The organism is Pseudomonas carassii, assembly GCF_036324045.1.
Taxonomy (GTDB): domain Bacteria; phylum Pseudomonadota; class Gammaproteobacteria; order Pseudomonadales; family Pseudomonadaceae; genus Aquipseudomonas; species Aquipseudomonas peradeniyensis.
On the sequence record NZ_JAZDCT010000028.1, the window covers coordinates 62,918 to 82,391 of the forward strand.

15 protein-coding genes and 4 tRNA genes are annotated in these 19,474 nt (G+C 59.0%); all 19 read right to left on the reverse strand.

Annotated features, from left to right (window positions below; genetic code table 11):
- Nucleotides 1–18: 18 nt before the first annotated feature.
- Nucleotides 19–2,166 carry an elongation factor G gene (fusA, locus tag V0R62_RS19560; RefSeq protein WP_203649996.1) on the reverse strand — a complete coding sequence of 716 codons (2,148 nt, stop codon included), beginning with the start codon at nucleotides 2,164–2,166 and terminating at the stop codon, nucleotides 19–21.
- A gap of 30 nt (nucleotides 2,167–2,196) precedes the next feature.
- Complete coding sequence (gene rpsG / locus V0R62_RS19565; RefSeq protein WP_003246741.1) at nucleotides 2,197–2,667, reverse strand: 30S ribosomal protein S7; 471 nt, start codon at nucleotides 2,665–2,667, stop codon at nucleotides 2,197–2,199.
- A gap of 106 nt (nucleotides 2,668–2,773) precedes the next feature.
- Nucleotides 2,774–3,145, reverse strand: a complete 372-nt coding sequence (gene rpsL / locus V0R62_RS19570) for a 30S ribosomal protein S12 (RefSeq protein ID WP_003255492.1) — start codon at nucleotides 3,143–3,145, stop codon at nucleotides 2,774–2,776.
- A 211-nt stretch (nucleotides 3,146–3,356) separates the two neighbouring features.
- A complete protein-coding gene (gene rpoC / locus V0R62_RS19575) occupies nucleotides 3,357–7,556 on the reverse strand; it encodes a DNA-directed RNA polymerase subunit beta' (protein ID WP_330104883.1) in 4,200 nt (1,399 codons plus the stop codon).
- Between the two features lie 64 nt (nucleotides 7,557–7,620).
- Nucleotides 7,621–11,694 (reverse strand): DNA-directed RNA polymerase subunit beta, encoded by a 4,074-nt coding sequence (gene rpoB, locus V0R62_RS19580; RefSeq protein ID WP_330104884.1) that lies wholly within the window; start codon nucleotides 11,692–11,694, stop codon nucleotides 7,621–7,623.
- A 219-nt stretch (nucleotides 11,695–11,913) separates the two neighbouring features.
- Nucleotides 11,914–12,282 carry a 50S ribosomal protein L7/L12 gene (gene rplL, locus V0R62_RS19585; protein ID WP_050703553.1) on the reverse strand — a complete coding sequence of 123 codons (369 nt, stop codon included), beginning with the start codon at nucleotides 12,280–12,282 and terminating at the stop codon, nucleotides 11,914–11,916.
- 78 nt (nucleotides 12,283–12,360) lie between these two features.
- On the reverse strand, nucleotides 12,361–12,861 hold the full coding sequence (gene rplJ, locus V0R62_RS19590; protein WP_003257082.1) for a 50S ribosomal protein L10: 501 nt from the start codon (nucleotides 12,859–12,861) through the stop codon (nucleotides 12,361–12,363).
- A gap of 198 nt (nucleotides 12,862–13,059) precedes the next feature.
- Nucleotides 13,060–13,755 carry a 50S ribosomal protein L1 gene (gene rplA / locus V0R62_RS19595; RefSeq protein ID WP_028692260.1) on the reverse strand — a complete coding sequence of 232 codons (696 nt, stop codon included), beginning with the start codon at nucleotides 13,753–13,755 and terminating at the stop codon, nucleotides 13,060–13,062.
- Nucleotides 13,755–14,186, reverse strand: a complete 432-nt coding sequence (gene rplK / locus V0R62_RS19600; RefSeq protein ID WP_028692261.1) for a 50S ribosomal protein L11 — start codon at nucleotides 14,184–14,186, stop codon at nucleotides 13,755–13,757. The genes rplA and rplK overlap by 1 nt, the downstream gene beginning before the upstream one ends.
- Nucleotides 14,187–14,305: 119 nt before the next feature.
- Nucleotides 14,306–14,839, reverse strand: coding sequence for a transcription termination/antitermination protein NusG (gene nusG, locus V0R62_RS19605; RefSeq protein WP_011531880.1), 534 nt, complete (start codon nucleotides 14,837–14,839; stop codon nucleotides 14,306–14,308).
- Nucleotides 14,840–14,848: 9 nt separating this feature from the next.
- The gene (secE, locus tag V0R62_RS19610) at nucleotides 14,849–15,217 is read right to left on the reverse strand and encodes a preprotein translocase subunit SecE (protein ID WP_011531879.1); all 369 of its coding nucleotides are present in this window, start codon (nucleotides 15,215–15,217) and stop codon (nucleotides 14,849–14,851) included.
- Between the two features lie 43 nt (nucleotides 15,218–15,260).
- Nucleotides 15,261–15,336, reverse strand: a tRNA-Trp gene (locus tag V0R62_RS19615).
- Nucleotides 15,337–15,390: 54 nt separating this feature from the next.
- Nucleotides 15,391–16,584 (reverse strand): elongation factor Tu, encoded by a 1,194-nt coding sequence (gene tuf, locus V0R62_RS19620; protein ID WP_182323863.1) that lies wholly within the window; start codon nucleotides 16,582–16,584, stop codon nucleotides 15,391–15,393.
- A 79-nt stretch (nucleotides 16,585–16,663) separates the two neighbouring features.
- Nucleotides 16,664–16,739 (reverse strand) — tRNA-Thr (locus tag V0R62_RS19625).
- 29 nt (nucleotides 16,740–16,768) lie between these two features.
- Nucleotides 16,769–16,842 (reverse strand) — tRNA-Gly (locus V0R62_RS19630).
- A 24-nt stretch (nucleotides 16,843–16,866) separates the two neighbouring features.
- Nucleotides 16,867–16,950: transfer RNA gene (locus V0R62_RS19635), tRNA-Tyr, on the reverse strand.
- Between the two features lie 152 nt (nucleotides 16,951–17,102).
- Complete coding sequence (locus tag V0R62_RS19640) at nucleotides 17,103–17,528, reverse strand: hypothetical protein (protein ID WP_050703550.1); 426 nt, start codon at nucleotides 17,526–17,528, stop codon at nucleotides 17,103–17,105.
- Between the two features lie 2 nt (nucleotides 17,529–17,530).
- Nucleotides 17,531–18,286 (reverse strand): pantothenate kinase, encoded by a 756-nt coding sequence (locus tag V0R62_RS19645; RefSeq protein ID WP_186715871.1) that lies wholly within the window; start codon nucleotides 18,284–18,286, stop codon nucleotides 17,531–17,533.
- Complete coding sequence (gene birA, locus V0R62_RS19650; protein ID WP_330104885.1) at nucleotides 18,276–19,235, reverse strand: bifunctional biotin--[acetyl-CoA-carboxylase] ligase/biotin operon repressor BirA; 960 nt, start codon at nucleotides 19,233–19,235, stop codon at nucleotides 18,276–18,278. The genes V0R62_RS19645 and birA overlap by 11 nt, the downstream gene beginning before the upstream one ends.
- Between the last annotated feature and the right edge of the window lie 239 nt (nucleotides 19,236–19,474).

The window sequence follows — 19,474 nt, forward strand, 5'->3', positions numbered from 1 at the left end:
CCTCTTGCCTAAAGGGGATTAGCCTTGTTTTTTAACGAGTGCTTCGACGATGTTCGACGGAGCTTCGGCGTATTTGGAGAATTCCATGGAGTAGCTTGCGCGACCCTGAGACATGGAACGAACGTCGGTTGCGTAACCGAACATCTCTCCGAGCGGAACTTCAGCGCGGACGACGCGGCCGGAGACCGACTCATCCATACCTTGTACCAGACCACGACGACGGTTCAGGTCACCCATCACGTCACCCAGGTAGTCTTCCGGGGTTACAACTTCGACTTTCATGATCGGCTCGAGAACCACGCCACCGCCCTTCTGGGCCAGTTGCTTGGTTGCCATCGAAGCAGCGATCTTGAACGCCATTTCGTTGGAGTCGACGTCGTGGTACGAACCGTCGAATACCGCGGCCTTCAGGCCGATCAGAGGATAGCCGGCAACAACGCCGTTCTTCATCTGCTCTTCGATACCCTTCTGGATCGCAGGGATGTATTCCTTCGGAATCACACCACCAACGACTTCGTTGGCGAACACCAGACCTTCGGTGATGTTGCCCTTCTCGTCCTGATCTGGCTCCGAGAAACGGATCCAGCAGTGACCGAACTGACCACGACCGCCCGACTGACGAACGAACTTGCCTTCGATCTCGACGTTGGACTTGGTGATCTTCTCGCGGTACGAAACCTGCGGCTTGCCGATGTTGGCTTCGACGTTGAACTCGCGCTTCATGCGGTCAACGAGGATGTCCAGGTGCAGCTCACCCATACCGGAGATGATGGTCTGGCCGGTTTCTTCGTCGGTCTTGACGCGGAACGACGGGTCTTCCTGAGCCAGCTTGCCCAGTGCAATACCCATCTTCTCCTGGTCCTGCTTGGTTTTCGGCTCTACGGAGAGCGAAATCACAGGCTCCGGGAAGTCCATACGCTCGAGGATGATCGGCTTGTCGGCGTTGCACAGGGTGTCACCGGTGGTGACGTCCTTCATGCCGATCAGAGCAGCGATGTCACCAGCGCGTACTTCTTTGATCTCTTCACGCTGGTTGGCGTGCATCTGCACCATACGACCAACGCGCTCTTTCTTGCCCTTGACCGAGTTGATGACGGAGTCACCAGAGGTCAGGAAGCCCGAGTAAACGCGGACGAAGGTCAGAGTACCCACGAACGGGTCGGTAGCGATCTTGAACGCCAGAGCCGAGAACGGCTCGTCGTCGCTGGCGTGACGCTCGTCGAACTGCTCTGGCTTGACTTCGTCCTTCGGCACGTCGATCAGGTCAGGGTGGATACCCTTGATCGCCGGGATCTCGGTCGGAGCAGGCAGGAAGTCGATGACGGCGTCGAGAACCAGGGGAACACCCTTGTTCTTGAACGACGAACCGCAGACAGCCGGAACGATCTCGCTGGCCAGGGTGCGCGCGCGCAGGCCTGCCTTGATCTCTTCGACGGTCAGCTCACCTTCTTCAAGGTACTTGTTCATCAGCTCTTCGGTGGCTTCGGCAGCAGCTTCCACCATGTTCGCGCGCCATTCTTCGGCCAGCTCGAGCATGTCCGCAGGAATTTCTTCCTCGCGGTAGGTGGTGCCTTTGTCGTCGTCGTTCCAGTAGATAGCCTTCATCTTGATCAGGTCGACCTGACCCTGGAAGTTATCTTCCGAACCGATGGCCAGCTGAACAGGAACCGGGGTGTGACCCAGACGGTTCTTGATCTGACCTACGACGCGCAGGAAGTTTGCACCGGCACGGTCCATCTTGTTCACGTAGACAACACGTGGAACGCCGTACTTGTTGGCCTGACGCCATACGGTTTCGGACTGTGGCTCAACGCCGGAAGTACCGCAGAACACAACGACCGCGCCGTCGAGTACACGCAGCGAACGCTCTACTTCAATGGTGAAGTCAACGTGGCCGGGGGTATCGATGACGTTTACGCGGTAGTTGTCGTACTGGCCACGGGAACCTTTCCAGAAGGTGGTAACGGCAGCGGAGGTAATGGTGATACCGCGCTCCTGCTCCTGCACCATCCAGTCGGTGGTCGCGGCGCCGTCATGCACCTCGCCCATCTTGTGGCTCAGACCTGTGTAGAACAGGATCCGCTCGGTAGTGGTAGTCTTGCCCGCGTCAACGTGCGCGCAGATACCGATGTTACGGTAGCGGTTAATTGCTGTAGTACGAGCCATAAAGCCCTCGCAAAATGATTGATGCTTGAATTAGAAGCGGTAGTGCGAGAACGCTTTGTTGGCTTCAGCCATACGGTGAACGTCTTCACGCTTCTTGACTGCAGCACCCTTGCCTTCAGCAGCATCCAGCAGCTCGCCTGCCAGGCGCAGAGCCATCGACTTCTCGCCGCGCTTGCGGGCGTAGTCTACGAGCCAGCGCATTGCCAGAGCGTTACGACGGGACGGACGAACTTCAACCGGAACCTGGTAAGTGGCACCGCCGACACGGCGGGACTTTACTTCGACCAGCGGAGCGATGGCGTCGAGAGCTTTCTCGAAGATTTCCAGGGGGTCGCTGTTCTTGCGTGCTTTGACGGTATCCAGGGCACCGTAAACGATGCGCTCGGCTACGGCCTTCTTGCCGCTTTCCATCACGTGGTTCATGAACTTGGCGAGGATCTGGGATCCGTACTTCGGATCGTCCAGGATCTCACGTTTTGCTGCTACACGACGTCTTGGCATGATAAGCCCTCAAACGGTCTTCAGGTTAGCCCGGGACGTGGGTCTTCGACCCCTGCCCGACCTTACTCTTATCGACTCAAAAAAATGGATGTCTGCAAACGACCGATTACTTCGGACGCTTGGTACCGTACTTCGAACGACCCTGGTTACGGCCTTTGACGCCCGAAGTATCCAGAGAGCCGCGAACGGTGTGGTAACGAACACCTGGCAAGTCTTTTACACGGCCGCCACGGATCAGGACGACGCTGTGCTCTTGCAGGTTGTGGCCTTCACCACCGATGTACGAGGAAACCTCGAAACCGTTGGTCAGACGCACACGGCATACTTTACGCAGTGCCGAGTTAGGTTTTTTCGGCGTGGTGGTGTACACACGGGTGCACACGCCACGACGCTGCGGGCAGTTCTGCAGCGCAGGAACGTCGGACTTCTCGACCGAACGCTTACGCGGCTGACGTACCAGCTGGTTGATAGTTGCCATCTACTAGCTCCACTGATTGTCTTGCGACTCTATTGTCTTGCAAGAAAGCCAAAAATTGGCGAGACGGAGCCTCACCAAATTTAAGGGTACAAAAGTCTAAAGAGGATCTTGCACCCAGTCAAGACGAGGCCCCGGCCCTCCTCGCCCGATCATCGGCAACAATTCATGTCACCGACGATCTTGCGAGGGTTGCCGGGGCCCTGCCCTGCACTTAGTTACCGCTGGAGTTCAGCGCTTCGGTCAGTGCGGCTTCCACCTCACTGGCGCTCACACGCAGCGGCTTGTCGGCATCACGGCGACGCTTGCGCTCGCTGTGGTAGGCCAGACCAGTACCGGCCGGGATCAGACGACCCACGACCACGTTCTCTTTCAGGCCGCGCAGGTAGTCGCGCTTGCCGGTTACCGCCGCTTCGGTCAGTACGCGGGTGGTTTCCTGGAAGGAAGCCGCCGAGATGAACGATTCGGTGGACAGCGAGGCCTTGGTGATACCCAGCAGCACACGGGTGAACTTGGAGATGAACTTGTCTTCGCTGGCGAGACGCTCGTTCTCTACCAGTACCTGAGTCAGTTCCATCTGGTCGCCCTTGATGAAGCTGGAATCGCCCGACTCGGAAATCTCAACTTTACGCAGCATCTGACGCAGGATGGTCTCGATGTGCTTGTCGTTGATCTTCACGCCTTGCAGACGGTAAACGTCCTGGATCTCGTTGACGATGTACTTCGCCAGCGCGCTCACACCCAGCAGACGCAGGATGTCGTGCGGATCGCTCGGGCCGTCGGAGATAACTTCGCCGCGGTTTACCTGTTCGCCTTCGAAGACGTTCAGGTGGCGCCACTTCGGAATCAGCTCTTCGTACGGATCGCTACCGTCGGTCGGAGTGATGACCAGACGACGCTTGCCCTTGGTCTCTTTACCGAACGCGATGGTGCCGCTGACTTCAGCCAGGATCGAGGCTTCTTTCGGACGACGCGCTTCGAACAGGTCGGCAACGCGTGGCAGACCACCGGTGATGTCACGGGTCTTCGACGTTTCTTGCGGGATACGCGCGATAACGTCACCGACGCCGATCTGGGCACCGTCAGCCACACCGACGAGGGCGTTGGCCGGCAGGAAGTACTGGGCAGGCACGTCGGTGCCTGGCAGGTACAGGTCCTTGCCGTTGGCGTCGACCATCTTGATCGCCGGACGGATTTCCTTGCCGGCGGCAGGGCGATCCTTGACGTCCATCACTTCAATGTTGGTCAGGCCGGTCAGTTCGTCGGTCTGGCGCTTGATGGTGATGTTTTCTTCCATGCCCACGAAGGTCACGGTACCTTTCAGTTCGGTAACGATCGGGTGGGTGTGCGGGTCCCACTTGGCGACGATGGCGCCAGCCTCGACCTTCTCACCTTCCTTGACCGAAATCACCGCACCGTACGGCAGCTTGTAACGCTCACGCTCACGACCGAATTCGTCGGCAATGGCCAGCTCGCCGGAACGCGATACGGCAACCAGGTTGCCGTCGGCACGCTCGACCTGCTTCAGGTTGTGCAGACGCACCATACCGCCGTTCTTCACCTGGACGCTGTCGGCAGCCGAGGTACGGCTTGCAGCACCACCGATGTGGAACGTACGCATGGTCAGCTGGGTACCCGGCTCACCGATCGACTGTGCAGCGATAACGCCGACAGCTTCACCGATGTTCACCTGGTGACCGCGAGCCAGGTCGCGACCGTAGCACTTGGCGCAGATGCCGTAGCGGGTTTCGCAGTTGATCGGCGAACGCACGATCACTTCGTCGATGCTGTTCAGCTCGATGAACTCGACCCACTGCTCGTCCACCAGGGTACCGGCAGGAACGATGACGTCCTCGGTGCCTGGCTTGAACACGTCACGGGCGATGACACGACCCAGTACACGCTCACCCAGCGGCTCGACAACGTCGCCGCCTTCGATGTGCGGGGTCATCAGCAGGCCCTGGTCGGTGCCGCAGTCGATCTCGGTAACCACCAGATCCTGCGCCACGTCTACCAGACGACGAGTCAGGTAACCGGAGTTCGCGGTCTTCAAGGCGGTATCCGCCAGACCCTTACGAGCACCGTGAGTCGAGATGAAGTACTGCAGTACGCTCAGACCTTCACGGAAGTTCGCGGTGATCGGCGTCTCGATGATCGAGCCGTCCGGCTTGGCCATCAGACCACGCATACCGGCCAGCTGACGGATCTGCGCAGCGGAACCACGCGCACCGGAGTCGGCCATCATGTACATCGAGTTGAAGGACTCTTGCTCGACTTCCTTGCCCTCGCGGTCGATGACCTTCTCTTTCGAGAGGTTGGCCATCATCGCCTTGGACACTTCGTCGTTCGCCTTGGACCACAAGTCGATGACCTTGTTGTACTTCTCGCCCTGGGTAACCAGACCGGAGGCGTACTGGCTCTCGATTTCCTTCACTTCGTCGGTAGCGGTACCGATGATGCGGGCTTTCTCGTCCGGGATCACGAAGTCGTTGACGCCGATCGAGACGCCGGAAATGGTCGAGTAGGCAAAACCGGTGTACATCAGCTGGTCGGCGAAGATCACGGTCTCTTTCAGACCAACCACGCGGTAGCACTGGTTGATCAGCTTGGAGATCGCCTTCTTCTTCATCGACTGGTTGACCACGTCGAACGGCAGGCCGGCAGGCACTACCTGGAACAGCAGCGCACGGCCGACGGTGGTGTCGACGATACGGGTGTTCTTGGTGATGGAGCCGTCGCGATCTTTCACGGTCTCGTTGATACGGACCTTGATTTTCGCGTGCAGGGCAGCTTCGCCGGCGCGGAATACGCGGTCGACTTCCTGCAGGTCGGCGAACACGCGACCTTCGCCCTTGGCGTTGATGGCCTCACGGGTCATGTAGTACAGACCCAGTACAACGTCCTGCGACGGAACGATGATTGGCTCACCGTTGGCTGGCGACAGAATGTTGTTGGTCGACATCATCAGCGCGCGCGCTTCGAGCTGGGCTTCCAGGGTCAGCGGCACGTGAACGGCCATCTGGTCACCGTCGAAGTCGGCGTTGTACGCGGCGCAGACCAGCGGGTGCAGCTGAATAGCCTTACCTTCGATCAGAACCGGCTCAAAGGCCTGGATACCCAGACGGTGCAGGGTCGGTGCACGGTTGAGCAGTACGGGGTGTTCGCGAATGACTTCGGCGAGAACGTCCCACACCTCTGGCAGCTCGCGCTCGACCATCTTCTTGGCAGCCTTGATGGTGGTCGCCAGACCACGCATTTCCAGCTTGCCGAAAATGAACGGCTTGAACAGCTCGAGGGCCATCTTCTTCGGCAGACCGCACTGGTGCAGACGCAGGGTCGGGCCTACGGTAATTACCGAACGACCGGAGTAGTCCACGCGCTTACCGAGCAGGTTCTGACGGAAGCGACCTTGCTTACCTTTGATCATGTCGGCCAGGGACTTCAGCGGACGCTTGTTCGAGCCAGTGATGGCGCGACCGCGACGGCCGTTGTCCAGCAGGGCGTCGACCGCTTCCTGCAGCATGCGCTTTTCGTTGCGCACGATGATGTCCGGCGCCGACAGATCGAGCAGGCGCTTCAGACGGTTGTTACGGTTGATCACCCGACGATACAGGTCGTTCAGGTCGGAGGTCGCGAAGCGGCCGCCATCCAGCGGTACCAGCGGACGCAGGTCCGGCGGCAGTACTGGCAGGACGGTCAGGACCATCCACTCAGGCAGGTTGCCCGAGCCCTGAAAAGCTTCCATCAGCTTCAGGCGCTTGGACAGCTTCTTGATCTTGGTTTCCGAGTTGGTCTGCGGAATCTCTTCGCGCAGGCGGCCGATCTCGTGCTCCAGGTCGATAGCGTGCAGCAGCTCGCGGACAGCCTCGGCACCCATGCGGGCGTCGAAGTCGTCACCGAACTCTTCCAGCGCTTCGAAGTACTGCTCGTCGTTGAGCAGCTGACCCTTCTCGAGGGTGGTCATGCCCGGGTCGATAACGACATAGCTCTCGAAGTAGAGCACGCGCTCGATATCACGCAGGGTCATGTCCATCAGCAGGCCGATACGGGACGGCAGCGACTTCAGGAACCAGATGTGGGCAACCGGCGAAGCCAGTTCGATGTGCGCCATGCGCTCACGACGAACCTTGGCCAGGGCGACTTCAACGCCGCACTTCTCGCAGATCACGCCACGGTGCTTCAGGCGCTTGTACTTACCGCACAGGCACTCGTAGTCCTTGACTGGGCCAAAGATCTTGGCGCAGAACAGGCCGTCACGCTCAGGCTTGAACGTACGGTAGTTGATGGTTTCCGGCTTCTTAACTTCACCGAACGACCACGAACGGATCATTTCAGGCGACGCCAGACCGATGCGGATGGCGTCGAACTCTTCGACTTGACCCTGGTTTTTCAGCAAATTCAGTAGGTCTTTCAAGGCCTTTCCTCCTGGCGGAGCAGGGAGCGGGCATTACCTGCCCCACTCCCCTTCGCGTCACGTGTTATTCGGTTTCCAGATCGATATCGATACCGAGCGAACGGATCTCTTTGATCAACACGTTGAAGGACTCGGGCATGCCCGGCTCCATACGGTGATCGCCATCCACGATGTTCTTGTACATCTTGGTACGGCCGTTCACGTCGTCCGACTTCACTGTGAGCATTTCTTGCAGGGTGTATGCCGCGCCGTATGCTTCCAGCGCCCACACTTCCATCTCCCCGAAACGCTGACCACCGAACTGCGCCTTACCACCCAGCGGCTGCTGGGTAACCAGGCTGTAGGAACCAGTGGAACGCGCGTGCATCTTGTCGTCCACCAAGTGGTTCAGCTTGAGCATGTACATGTAACCCACGGTCACAGGACGCTCGAACTTGTTGCCGGTACGGCCATCGAACAGCACCATCTGGCCGCTTTCCGGCAGGTCTGCCAGTTTCAGCATGGCCTTGATCTCGCGCTCCTTGGCACCGTCGAAGACTGGAGTGGCCATAGGCACGCCTTTCTTCAGGTTGTTCGCCAGGGCGAGGATCTCTTCGTCGGTGAACTCTTCCAGGTTCTCCTGACGACCACCGATCTCGTTGTAGATCTCGGTGAGGAAGGTACGCAGTTCAGCGGCTTTACGCTGTTCTTCGATCATGCGGTCGATCTTCTCGCCCAGCCCCTTGGCCGCGAGGCCCAGGTGGGTTTCGAGAATCTGACCGACGTTCATACGCGAAGGTACGCCCAGCGGGTTCAGTACGACGTCGACCGGAGTACCGTTGGCGTCGTGCGGCATGTCTTCGACCGGCATGATTACCGAGACGACACCCTTGTTACCGTGACGACCGGCCATCTTGTCACCCGGCTGGATGCGACGGCGGATTGCCAGGTAGACCTTGACGATCTTCAGTACGCCTGGAGCCAGGTCATCGCCCTGCTGCAGCTTGCGCTTCTTGTCTTCGAACTTGTCGTCCAGCAGGCGACGGCGATCGACGATGTACTGCTGAGCCTTTTCCAGCTGCTCGTTCAGTGCATCTTCGGCCATGCGCAGTTTGAACCACTGGCCGTGCTCCAGACCGTTCAGGACGTCATCGCTGATCACGGTGCCTTTCTTCAGGCCCGCGCCACCGTCGACCACCTGGCCGTTCAGGGCGGAACGCAGACGCTCGAAGGTCGCGCCTTCGACGATGCGGAACTCTTCATTGAGGTCCTTGCGGATCTCGTCCAGCTGCATCTTCTCGATGGCCAGGGCGCGACTGTCGCGCTCGACGCCGTCACGGGTGAAGACCTGGACGTCGATGACGGTGCCCTTGGTGCCGGTCGGCACGCGCAGGGAGGTGTCTTTGACGTCGCTGGCCTTCTCGCCGAAGATCGCGCGCAGCAGTTTTTCTTCCGGCGTCAGCTGGGTCTCGCCTTTCGGAGTGACCTTGCCGACCAGGATGTCGCCAGCGCCGACTTCGGCACCCACGTAGACGATACCGGCTTCGTCCAGCTTGTTCAGCGCAGCCTCACCCACGTTCGGGATGTCCGCGGTGATTTCCTCTGGGCCAAGCTTGGTGTCACGAGCCACGCAGGTCAGTTCCTGGATGTGGATCGTGGTGAAGCGGTCTTCCTGGACCACACGCTCGGACAGGCAGATGGAGTCTTCGAAGTTGAAGCCGTTCCACGCCATGAACGCGATGCGCATGTTCTGACCCAGTGCCAGCTCACCCATGTCGGTGGACGGACCATCGGCCATGATGTCGCTGCGCTGAACCTTGTCACCTTTGCTGACCAGCGGACGCTGGTTGATGCAGGTGTTCTGGTTGGAGCGGGTGTACTTGGTCAGGTTGTAGATATCTACACCTGCTTCACCGGTCTCGACCTCATCATCGTTCACGCGAACAACGATACGGCTGGCGTCGACCGAGTCGATCACACCACCGCGGCGAGCAACCACGCAGACACCGGAGTCACGGGCGACGTTGCGCTCCATGCCGGTACCTACCAGCGGCTTGTCGGCACGCAGGGTCGGTACAGCCTGACGCTGCATGTTCGAACCCATCAACGCACGGTTGGCGTCGTCGTGCTCGAGGAACGGAATCAGCGACGCTGCGACCGAAACTACCTGCTTCGGCGAAACGTCCATCAGGGTGACGTCTTCCGGCGCCTTGACGGTGAATTCGTTCAGGTGACGAACGGCTACCAGCTCATCGATCAGTTGCTTCTTCTCGTTCATCGCGGCCGAAGCCTGGGCGATGACGTGATCGGCTTCTTCGATGGCCGACAGGAACACGATGTCGTCGCTGACAACGCCTTCCTTCACCACACGGTACGGGCTTTCCAGGAAGCCGTACTGGTTGGTGCGGGCGTAGGCCGCCAGGGAGTTGATCAGACCGATGTTCGGACCTTCAGGGGTCTCGATCGGGCACACGCGGCCGTAGTGGGTCGGGTGTACGTCACGGACTTCGAAGCCAGCACGCTCACGGGTCAGACCACCAGGGCCGAGTGCGGAGACGCGGCGCTTGTGGGTGATCTCGGAGAGCGGGTTGTTCTGGTCCATGAACTGCGAGAGCTGGCTCGAACCGAAGAACTCCTTCACCGCCGCCGCTACCGGCTTGGCGTTGATCAGGTCCTGCGGCATCAGGCCTTCGCTTTCGGCCATCGACAGACGCTCTTTGACCGCGCGCTCTACGCGCACCAGGCCAACGCGGAACTGGTTCTCGGCCATCTCGCCGACGCAACGGACGCGACGGTTACCGAGGTGGTCGATGTCGTCGACGATGCCCTTGCCGTTACGGATATCGACCAGGGTCTTGAGGACCTCGACGATGTCTTCCTTGCTCAGCACGCCCGAACCTTCGATCTCGGTGCGACCGATACGACGATTGAACTTCATGCGACCGACGGCCGACAGGTCGTAACGCTCGGCGCTGAAGAACAGGTTGTTGAACAGGGTCTCGGCGGCATCCTTGGTTGGCGGCTCGCCTGGACGCATCATGCGGTAGATCTCGACCAGCGCTTCCAGTTGGTTGCTGGTGGTGTCGATCTTCAGGGTATCCGAGATGAACGGACCGCAGTCGATGTCGTTGGTGTACAGGGTCTCGACGCGGACAACCTGGGCCTTGGCGATCTTCACCAGCAGGTCGGTGGTCAGCTCGGTGTTGCACTCGGCGATGATCTCACCGGTGGCAGGGTGCACGATCGCCTTGGCGGTGGTGCGACCCAGCACGTACTCCAGCGGTACGTCCAGCTCTTTCACGCCAGCCTTTTCCAGCTGGTTGATGTGGCGCGCGGTGATACGGCGGCCTTGCTCGACGATGACCTTGCCGCTGCCGTCATGGATGTCCATGACCGCAACTTCACCACGCAGACGCTGAGGCACCAGTTCCAGGCTCAGTTTTTCGCCGGACAGGTGGAACACGTTGGTGGTGTAGAAGGTGTTGAGTACTTCTTCGGTGCTGTAGCCCAGCGCGCGCAGCAGTACCGAGGCCGGCAGTTTGCGGCGACGGTCGATACGCACGAACACGCAGTCCTTCGGGTCGAACTCGAAGTCCAGCCAGGAACCGCGGTAAGGGATGATGCGCGCGGAGTACAGCAGCTTGCCCGAGCTGTGGGTCTTGCCACGGTCGTGGTCGAAGAACACACCCGGCGAGCGGTGCAGCTGAGATACGATCACACGCTCGGTACCGTTGATTACGAAGGTACCGTTCTCAGTCATCAGGGGGATTTCACCCATGTAGACTTCTTGCTCTTTGATGTCCTTGATCGCTTTGTTCGACGATTCCTTGTCGAAGATGATCAGGCGCACCTTCACCCGCAGCGGGACCGCGAAGGTCACACCGCGCAGGACACATTCCTTCACATCGAACGCCGGCTCGCCCAGGCGATAGCCGACGTACTCCAGGGCAGCATTGCCGGAGTAGCTGATGATCGGGAATACCGATTTGAAGGCCGCATGCAGGCCGACGTCGCGGAACTGATCCTTGGATGCTCCCGCCTGCAGGAATTCGCGATACGAATCCAGCTGGATGGCCAGGAGGTAAGGCACATCCATGACGTCCGGCAACTTGCTAAAGTCCTTGCGGATACGTTTTTTCTCAGTGTATGAGTAAGCCATCAGCATTCCCCAGCTTGGTCACCTGCTTGTTTGGCATCTCCCGGCGGGAGCAGCCGAAAATCGTGCAAACCTCTTGGTTTGCGCCACCCTCTTGGGTGTCTTGCAGCTCGTTATCGGGGCCGACCTGATCGGCCACCAATAACGGAAAAAGGCCGGTGGCATAAGCCACCAGCCATCAGCCCTTCGCTTAACGCTCGGACTGGAGTCGCAAAGTCGAAATTACTTCAGCTCGACTTTGGCGCCTGCTTCTTCCAGCTTCTTCTTAGCGTCTTCAGCGGCTTCTTTCGAAACGCCTTCAGCTACAACCTGAGGAGCGCCATCGACTTTCTCTTTGGCTTCTTTCAGGCCCAGACCGGTCAGCTCGCGAACGGCTTTGATCACGTTCACTTTCTTGTCGCCGGCTTCAACCAGAACAACGTTGAACTCGGTCTGCTCTTCAGCAGCGGCAGCAGCAACAGCTGGGCCAGCGGCAACAGCGGCAGCAGCGGTAACGCCGAAGGTTTCTTCCATCGCTTTGATCAGCTCAACAATTTCCAGAACGGTTTTCTGGCCGATTGCTTCGATGATTTGCTCGTTAGTCAGAGACATGACTTAAATCCTGTATTGGGGTGACAGCCTACGCAGCCATCAAATTAAACGTATGATTTTGAAAGCGTTGCGCGTGCCTTAGGCAGCAGCAGCTTCTTTCTGGTCGCGCAGAGCTGCCAGGGTACGAGCCAGCTTGCTGGTTGCACCTTGGATTACGCTCATCAGCTGTGCGATAGCCTCGTCGCGAGTTGGCAGGGTTGCCAGCACGTCGATCTGGTTAGCGGCAAGGAACTTGCCGTCAAACGCAGCTGCCTTGATCTCGAACTTGTCCTGACCCTTGGCGAACTCTTTGAACAGACGGGCAGCAGCGCCCGGGTGTTCGTTGGAGAAAGCAATCAGGGTCGGGCCTTTGAACGCGTCGTTGAGGATCGAGAATTCGGTGCCTTCAACAGCGCGCTTGAGCAGGGTGTTACGTACGACACGTACGTAAACGCCAGCTTCGCGGGCCTCTTTACGGAGTCCGGTCATTGCGCCTACAGTCACACCACGGGCATCAGCCACGACAGCGGACAGAGCGACTTTGGCAGCCTCGTTGACTTCAGCGACGATGGCCTTCTTGTCTTCGAGTTTAATTGCCACGGGTTTACTCCTGGTTTCTACCGTTTCATCTGGCCGAAGCCGGATGTCGTTTTGGTGTCTGATTCGCGAACGAATCGGGAGCACCATCTGCGTAGGCTTGAGGTTTAAGGCTTGCGCCGCCTACGGTCTTGGATAGCCCCCGCCAGGCAGGGACCCCAATTTAGTAGCCGGTGCGACCAAGGCCACACCGGCCGAGCATTACACGTTCAGCGAGCTCTGATCGATGATCAGACCTGGCCCCATGGTGGTGCTCAGGGTAACGCGCTTGACGTAGATACCTTTCGAGGAAGCCGGCTTGATACGCTTCAGATCAGCGATCAGGGCTTCAACGTTTTCCTTCAGCTTGCCGGCTTCGAAGCCGATCTTGCCAACGGAGGTATGGATGATACCGTTCTTGTCGGTACGGTAGCGAACCTGACCAGCCTTGGCGTTCTTCACGGCAGTGGCTACGTCTGGGGTCACGGTACCGACTTTCGGGTTAGGCATCAGGCCGCGAGGACCCAGAACCTGACCCAGCTGACCTACAACGCGCATGGCATCAGGCGATGCGATGACGACGTCATAGTTCAGGTCGCCGCCTTTCATTTCGGCAGCCAGGTCGTCCATACCTACGCGGTCAGCGCCGGCAGCCAGAGCGGCTTCAGCAGCTGGACCCTGGGTGAAGACGGCAACACGTACGGTCTTGCCAGTGCCGTGTGGCAGCACGGTAGCGCTACGAACGACCTGGTCGGATTTACGTGGGTCTACACCGAGGTTGACGGCGATGTCGTACGACTCGACGAACTTGGCGGCCGGCAGCGAAGCCAGCAGGGTTGCGGCTTCTTCGAAGTTGTAGGCCTTGCCTGCTTCGATTTTCTCGGCGATAGCCTTTTGGCGCTTGGTCAGCTTAGCCATTACACACCCTCCACGTTCAGGCCCATGCTGCGGGCGGAGCCGGCGATGGTGCGTACAGCAGCGTCCATGTCAGCAGCGGTCAGATCGGCCTGCTTGGCCTTGGCGATCTCTTCCAGCTGAGCACGGGTAACGGTACCGACCTTGACGGTGTTCGGGCGAGCCGAACCGCTGGTCAGGCCAGCAGCTTTCTTCAGCAGAACCGAGGCAGGGGTGCTCTTGGTCTCGAAGGTGAAGCTACGGTCACTGTAGACAGTGATGATCACTGGAGTCGGCAGACCTGGCTCTTGACCCTGGGTACGGGCGTTGAAGGCCTTGCAGAATTCCATGATGTTCACACCGTGTTGACCCAGTGCTGGACCAACGGGTGGGCTTGGGTTGGCCTGGCCGGCCTTTACTTGCAGCTTGATGTAAGCCTGAATCTTCTTAGCCATGAGCTACTCCAAATTCGGGTACGAACGCCTAATGGCTCCCCGTATGACTTGCGTTTTATCCCAGTGACGACAAAACCCCGCAGCACATAGGGCTGCGGGGTATGGGATGCTGCGTTCCGCTAGACCTTTTCGACCTGGCTGAACTCGAGCTCCACCGGGGTGGAGCGACCGAAAATGAGCACTGCAACCTGCAGGCGGCTCTTTTCGTAGTTAACTTCTTCGACACTGCCATTGAAGTCGGCGAATGGACCGTCAATGACGCGAACCACTTCGCCCGGCTCGAACAGCGTCTTCGGCTTCGGCTTGTCACTGCCGTCGGCAACGCGACGCAGGATGGCCTCAGCTTCTTTATCGGTGATCGGCGCAGGCTTGTCTGCGGTACCACCAATGAAACCCATGACCCGAGGGGTATCCTTGACAAGGTGCCAAGTCCCTTCGTTCATTTCCATCTGGACCAGTACATAGCCAGGGAAGAACTTACGCTCGCTCTTGCGCTTCTGGCCGTTGCGCATTTCGACGACTTCTTCGGTCGGGACCAGGATCTCGCCGAATTCATCTTCCATGCCAGCCAGCTTGACGCGCTCGATCAGGGAGCGCATTACATGCTTCTCGTAACCCGAGTAAGCATGCACAACATACCAACGCTTAGCCACGAGACACCCTTAGCCAACGATCAAGGAGACCAACCAGCCGAGCAGGGAATCAAGACCCCACAGCAGCAGCGCCATGACCAGAACTACAGCCACGACAATCAGCGTGGTCTGAGTGGTTTCTTGGCGGGTCGGCCACACGACTTTACGGATCTCGGTACGAGCTTCCTTCGCCAGCGCAAAGAACGACTTGCCTTTGGCGGTCTGCAGGGCAACGAAGCCAGCGACAGCAGCCAGGGCAAGCAGGACGAGCACGCGATACAGGATCGGAGAAGCGGAGTAATACTGATTACCCACGACACCTACGACTACCAATGCGACAACAGCGAGCCACTTGAACAGATCAAAACGCGATTCTTGGGCTTCAGTTTTGGGAGTCATCGAGGAGGATCCTGTGAGAAGAAAGCCATCACACCGAGGTGAATGGCAGGTCAGGAGGGAATCGAACCCCCAACCTACGGTTTTGGAGACCGTCGCTCTGCCAATTGAGCTACTGACCTATAACGCTGTATCAGGCCGGCCATTATACCGGCCTGATCAAGTAAATCAACTACTTATTCAATAATTTTCGCTACGACGCCGGCGCCGACGGTACGGCCGCCTTCACGGATGGCGAAGCGCAGACCGTCTTCCATTGCGATGGTCTTGATCAGGGTGACAGTCATCTGAATGTTGTCACCTGGCATTACCATCTCAACGCCTTCCGGCAGTTCGCAGTTACCGGTCACGTCAGTGGTACGGAAGTAGAACTGAGGACGGTAGCCTTTGAAGAACGGAGTGTGACGGCCGCCTTCTTCCTTCGACAGGACGTAGACTTCTGCGGTGAACTTGGTGTGCGGCTTGACCGAACCTGGCTTGACCAGAACCTGGCCACGCTCAACGTCGTCACGCTTGGTACCACGCAGCAGAACGCCGCAGTTCTCGCCAGCACGACCTTCGTCCAACAGCTTGCGGAACATCTCAACACCGGTGCAGGTGGTGGTGGTGGTGTCACGCAGACCAACGATTTCCAGCGGATCCTGAACGCGGACGATACCACGCTCGATACGGCCGGTAACAACAGTACCACGACCCGAGATCGAGAATACGTCTTCGATCGGCATCAGGAATGGCTGGTCGATGGCACGAACTGGCTCAGGGATGTAGGCATCCAGAGTTTCAACCAGCTTCTTGACAGCGCTGGTACCCATTTCGTTGTCGTCTTTGCCTTCCAGCGCCATACGAGCCGAACCGATGATGATCGGAGTGTCGTCGCCTGGGAAGTCGTAGGTGGACAGCAGGTCGCGAACTTCCATCTCGACCAGTTCCAGCAGCTCAGCGTCGTCTACCAGGTCAGCCTTGTTCAGGAAGACCACGATGTACGGAACGCCAACCTGACGGGACAGCAGGATGTGCTCACGGGTTTGTGGCATCGGACCATCGGCGGCCGAGCAAACCAGGATCGCGCCGTCCATCTGGGCAGCACCGGTGATCATGTTCTTCACGTAGTCAGCGTGACCTGGGCAGTCAACGTGAGCGTAGTGACGAATGTTCGAGTTGTACTCGACGTGAGCGGTGTTGATGGTGATACCGCGCGCTTTTTCTTCCGGAGCCGAGTCGATCTTGTCGAACTCAACGACGGCCGAACCGAAAACTTCGGAGCAGACGCGAGTCAGCGCTGCAGTCAGAGTAGTCTTACCATGGTCAACGTGGCCGATAGTGCCGACGTTAACGTGAGGTAGCGAACGATCAAACTTTTCCTTAGCCATCGATACAGTCCTCCGCAGAAGAAATTGTCATACAGCCTATAAAACAAAGGCAGATATTTTCATATCTGCCTTGTTTATATGGAGCTCTTGAGCGGATTTGAACCGCTGACCTCACCCTTACCAAGGGTGTGCTCTACCAACTGAGCTACAAGAGCGAAACACTTTGCGCAAAATCCTGCAAACTTGGAGCGGGTAGCGGGAATCGAACCCGCATCATCAGCTTGGAAGGCTGAGGTTCTACCACTAAACTATACCCGCGGAGCTTGCGGCTCTCGCTAAAACTGGTGGAGGGAGAAGGATTCGAACCTTCGAAGCTCTCGCAACGGATTTACAGTCCGTCCCCTTTGACCGCTCGGGAATCCCTCCAGATGTGGCCGGCATTCTATTTGTCTGCCGTCCTAGTGTCAAGCGTTTTTTCAAATTTTTTCAATCAAATCTGAAACTTAGCTGCTTTGACACTGCTTCCAGCTCTACCACCTCAGTGGTGTTCCCTGTGAAGCGGGCGCCATTCTATCAAGCTATTCAGCAGTTGCAATACCCTCGCACAAAATAATTTTGTGTTTTAAGTCTTTGAAATCCTTGGAAAGAGTCGAGAGCACCGCAGGGTCCAGCAAACGCTCGCTTTCAGGGGCCACCTTGAGCCAGAAACCCTCGGCACCCGGCAGCTGCCCCACCACCGGCAGGGCGGCGATATCCAGGCTGACCAGGCGCTGACGCAGGGCATCGAGCTGCTCACGTGCGGCCAGCCCACCCACCACCAGGCATTCGTCGCGCCGCCTGGCAGGTGCCGCGGCCCCAGTCTCGCGCAGCAAGCGTATTTCCTGCTGGGAGCCTTTGTATAACGACAACGGGGCGACTTCCTTGACCTTAAGCGGAGCTTCCTGCTGATGCCATACGTAATAAACGACGTTGAGCACAACCAACAGCAGAAACAACCAGCGCATAGTCACCTCGACTCAATTGGGCAGGCCATGGCCAGGCCGACAAAGACCAGATCCGGCACGATCCGCGCTTGAGGTGCTGCGTCCTGCACCAGCGGCGCATCGCCCCCGGTCAGGAAGACCGTGAAATCCTCACCCCATAGCGCCCTGGCCTGCTCGATCTGGGTACGGGCAAAGCCCTGGAGCATCAACACGCAACCACGCTCGACCGCTTCGACGGTGGAGCGCCCCGGCGCCAGGCTGCCCAGGGCACGCTCGGCCGAGGCATCGTCATAGCGGATTCGCCGGGTGTGGGTGCGCAACTGGCTGCGCATCAGCGGCATGCCCGGACAGATGTACCCACCGAGGTGCTCACCATCGGCCGCGACATAGTCGGCCTTGGCTGCGGTACCGAAGTCGATGACCAGGCAGGCGCGACCCGCCAGGTGATAGGCGCCCAGCGCGCCGAGCCAGCGATCCATTCCCAGGCGCTGGTAGTCCTCGTAGCCATTGCGAACGCCGGCCATTTCCTTCACCGGCTGGGCCACACTCACTTCGACCCCGAACGAAGCCAGGATCAACGCACACAGCGCCGAAGTTTCTTCTTCACTTCGCACGCTGACCATCCGGCAACCGATCAGGCGCAGGGATGAAAGCGCCGCGACGGCCGCAACCAGTGCCTGGTCGGAGTCGACGATACCGCCACCGTTGATGGTGGCGTCGGCCGCATGGATGACGCGCCACTTGATGAAGCTGTTTCCGCAATCGAGCTCAAGAATCATCACGCAACCTCAGACTGAGCTCGCCACCGCTGAAGCTCTTTTCCACACCATCCACCTCGAGGCGCAAGCCGCCCTGCCCATCCACGCCCAACGCCACCCCATCGATGCGAGTGGTGCCAGCGACCAGCGAGACTTTCCGCCCCTGCCACAGGTGCGCCTGCTCCCATTCTTCCTGGAACGCGGCGAAACCATAGCGGCGATGACGAGCCAGCTCGTGCTGCAGTTGCTGGCTGAGCTCCGCCACCAAGCGGTTACGGTCCACCAGCTGCCCGGTCTCGCCGCGCATGGAGGTCCAGGGTTGGTCGATCTGCTCCGCGCCCTGCATGTTCACATTGATACCGATGCCCAGCACCACATGGCAGACATCCGCCGGATCGCCGACCAGCTCCAGGAGGATGCCGGTGATCTTGCGCCCGTTGGCCAGGACATCATTGGGCCATTTAAGCCCGACATCCTTCAGGCCGAACGTCTTCAGCGTGCGCATGACCGCCAGGCCAACCACCAGGCTCAAGCCCTCGAGCTGGCGCATGCCGCCATCGATGCGCAGTACCAGGCTGTAATAGAGGTTTTCGGCGAATGGACTGACCCATTGGCGACCACGACGTCCGCGCCCGGCGCTCTGACGCTCGGCCAGCACCAGGAACGGTGCCACCTGCCCCTGGGCGGCAAGCCTCAAGCCCTCGGCATTGGTGGAGTCGATGGTGTCATGAATGAAGGCCGGCCACGGCTCACCCTCCGAAAACCCGGCGATCGCCTGCGATTCAAGCAGGTTCAGCGGCGCTGCCAGCTGATAGCCACGGCCACGGACCTTGTGAATGGTCAGGTTCAGTTCGCTCTCAAGGTGCTGCAGCTGCTTCCAGACGGCGCTGCGGCTTACCCCGAGGGCGGCCCCCAGGGCTTCTCCGGAATGGAACCGGCCATCCTTGAGGAGATTCAACAACTTCAGCATGCCAGTCTCGACTTGGAATAAGGCTGGCATGATAGCCACGCCCCGAGGGCTTGCATAGGAAAAGGGCTACCGCCGGGCTTGCCGCCGGCACGATCTCTGTAGGAGCTGCCTTGTGCCGCGAATGGGCTGCGTAGCGGCCCCGGGTCTTGGGTCTGTCTCAGGACTGTCGGGGCTGCCTTGCAGCCCTTTCGCGGCACAAGGCCGCTCCTACAGGGGGCGGTGTTGGTTTCTGTGACGCA

Excerpts from the sequence above, each read along its gene's own strand:
- rplA (WP_028692260.1), bottom strand. The coding sequence starts at position 13,755 with ATGGCTAAGCTGACCAAGCGCCAAAAGGCTATCGCCGAGAAAATCGAA.
- rplK (WP_028692261.1), bottom strand. The coding sequence starts at position 14,186 with ATGGCTAAGAAGATTCAGGCTTACATCAAGCTGCAAGTAAAGGCCGGC.
- V0R62_RS19640 (WP_050703550.1), bottom strand. The coding sequence starts at position 17,528 with ATGCGCTGGTTGTTTCTGCTGTTGGTTGTGCTCAACGTCGTTTATTAC.
- tuf (WP_182323863.1), bottom strand. The coding sequence starts at position 16,584 with ATGGCTAAGGAAAAGTTTGATCGTTCGCTACCTCACGTTAACGTCGGC.
- rpoB (WP_330104884.1), bottom strand. The coding sequence starts at position 11,694 with ATGGCTTACTCATACACTGAGAAAAAACGTATCCGCAAGGACTTTAGC.
- fusA (WP_203649996.1), bottom strand. The coding sequence starts at position 2,166 with ATGGCTCGTACTACAGCAATTAACCGCTACCGTAACATCGGTATCTGC.
- rpsG (WP_003246741.1), bottom strand. The coding sequence starts at position 2,667 with ATGCCAAGACGTCGTGTAGCAGCAAAACGTGAGATCCTGGACGATCCG.
- secE (WP_011531879.1), bottom strand. The coding sequence starts at position 15,217 with ATGACTCCCAAAACTGAAGCCCAAGAATCGCGTTTTGATCTGTTCAAG.
- V0R62_RS19645 (WP_186715871.1), bottom strand. The coding sequence starts at position 18,286 with ATGATTCTTGAGCTCGATTGCGGAAACAGCTTCATCAAGTGGCGCGTC.
- rplL (WP_050703553.1), bottom strand. The coding sequence starts at position 12,282 with ATGTCTCTGACTAACGAGCAAATCATCGAAGCAATCGGCCAGAAAACC.
- rpsL (WP_003255492.1), bottom strand. The coding sequence starts at position 3,145 with ATGGCAACTATCAACCAGCTGGTACGTCAGCCGCGTAAGCGTTCGGTC.
- birA (WP_330104885.1), bottom strand. The coding sequence starts at position 19,235 with ATGCTGAAGTTGTTGAATCTCCTCAAGGATGGCCGGTTCCATTCCGGA.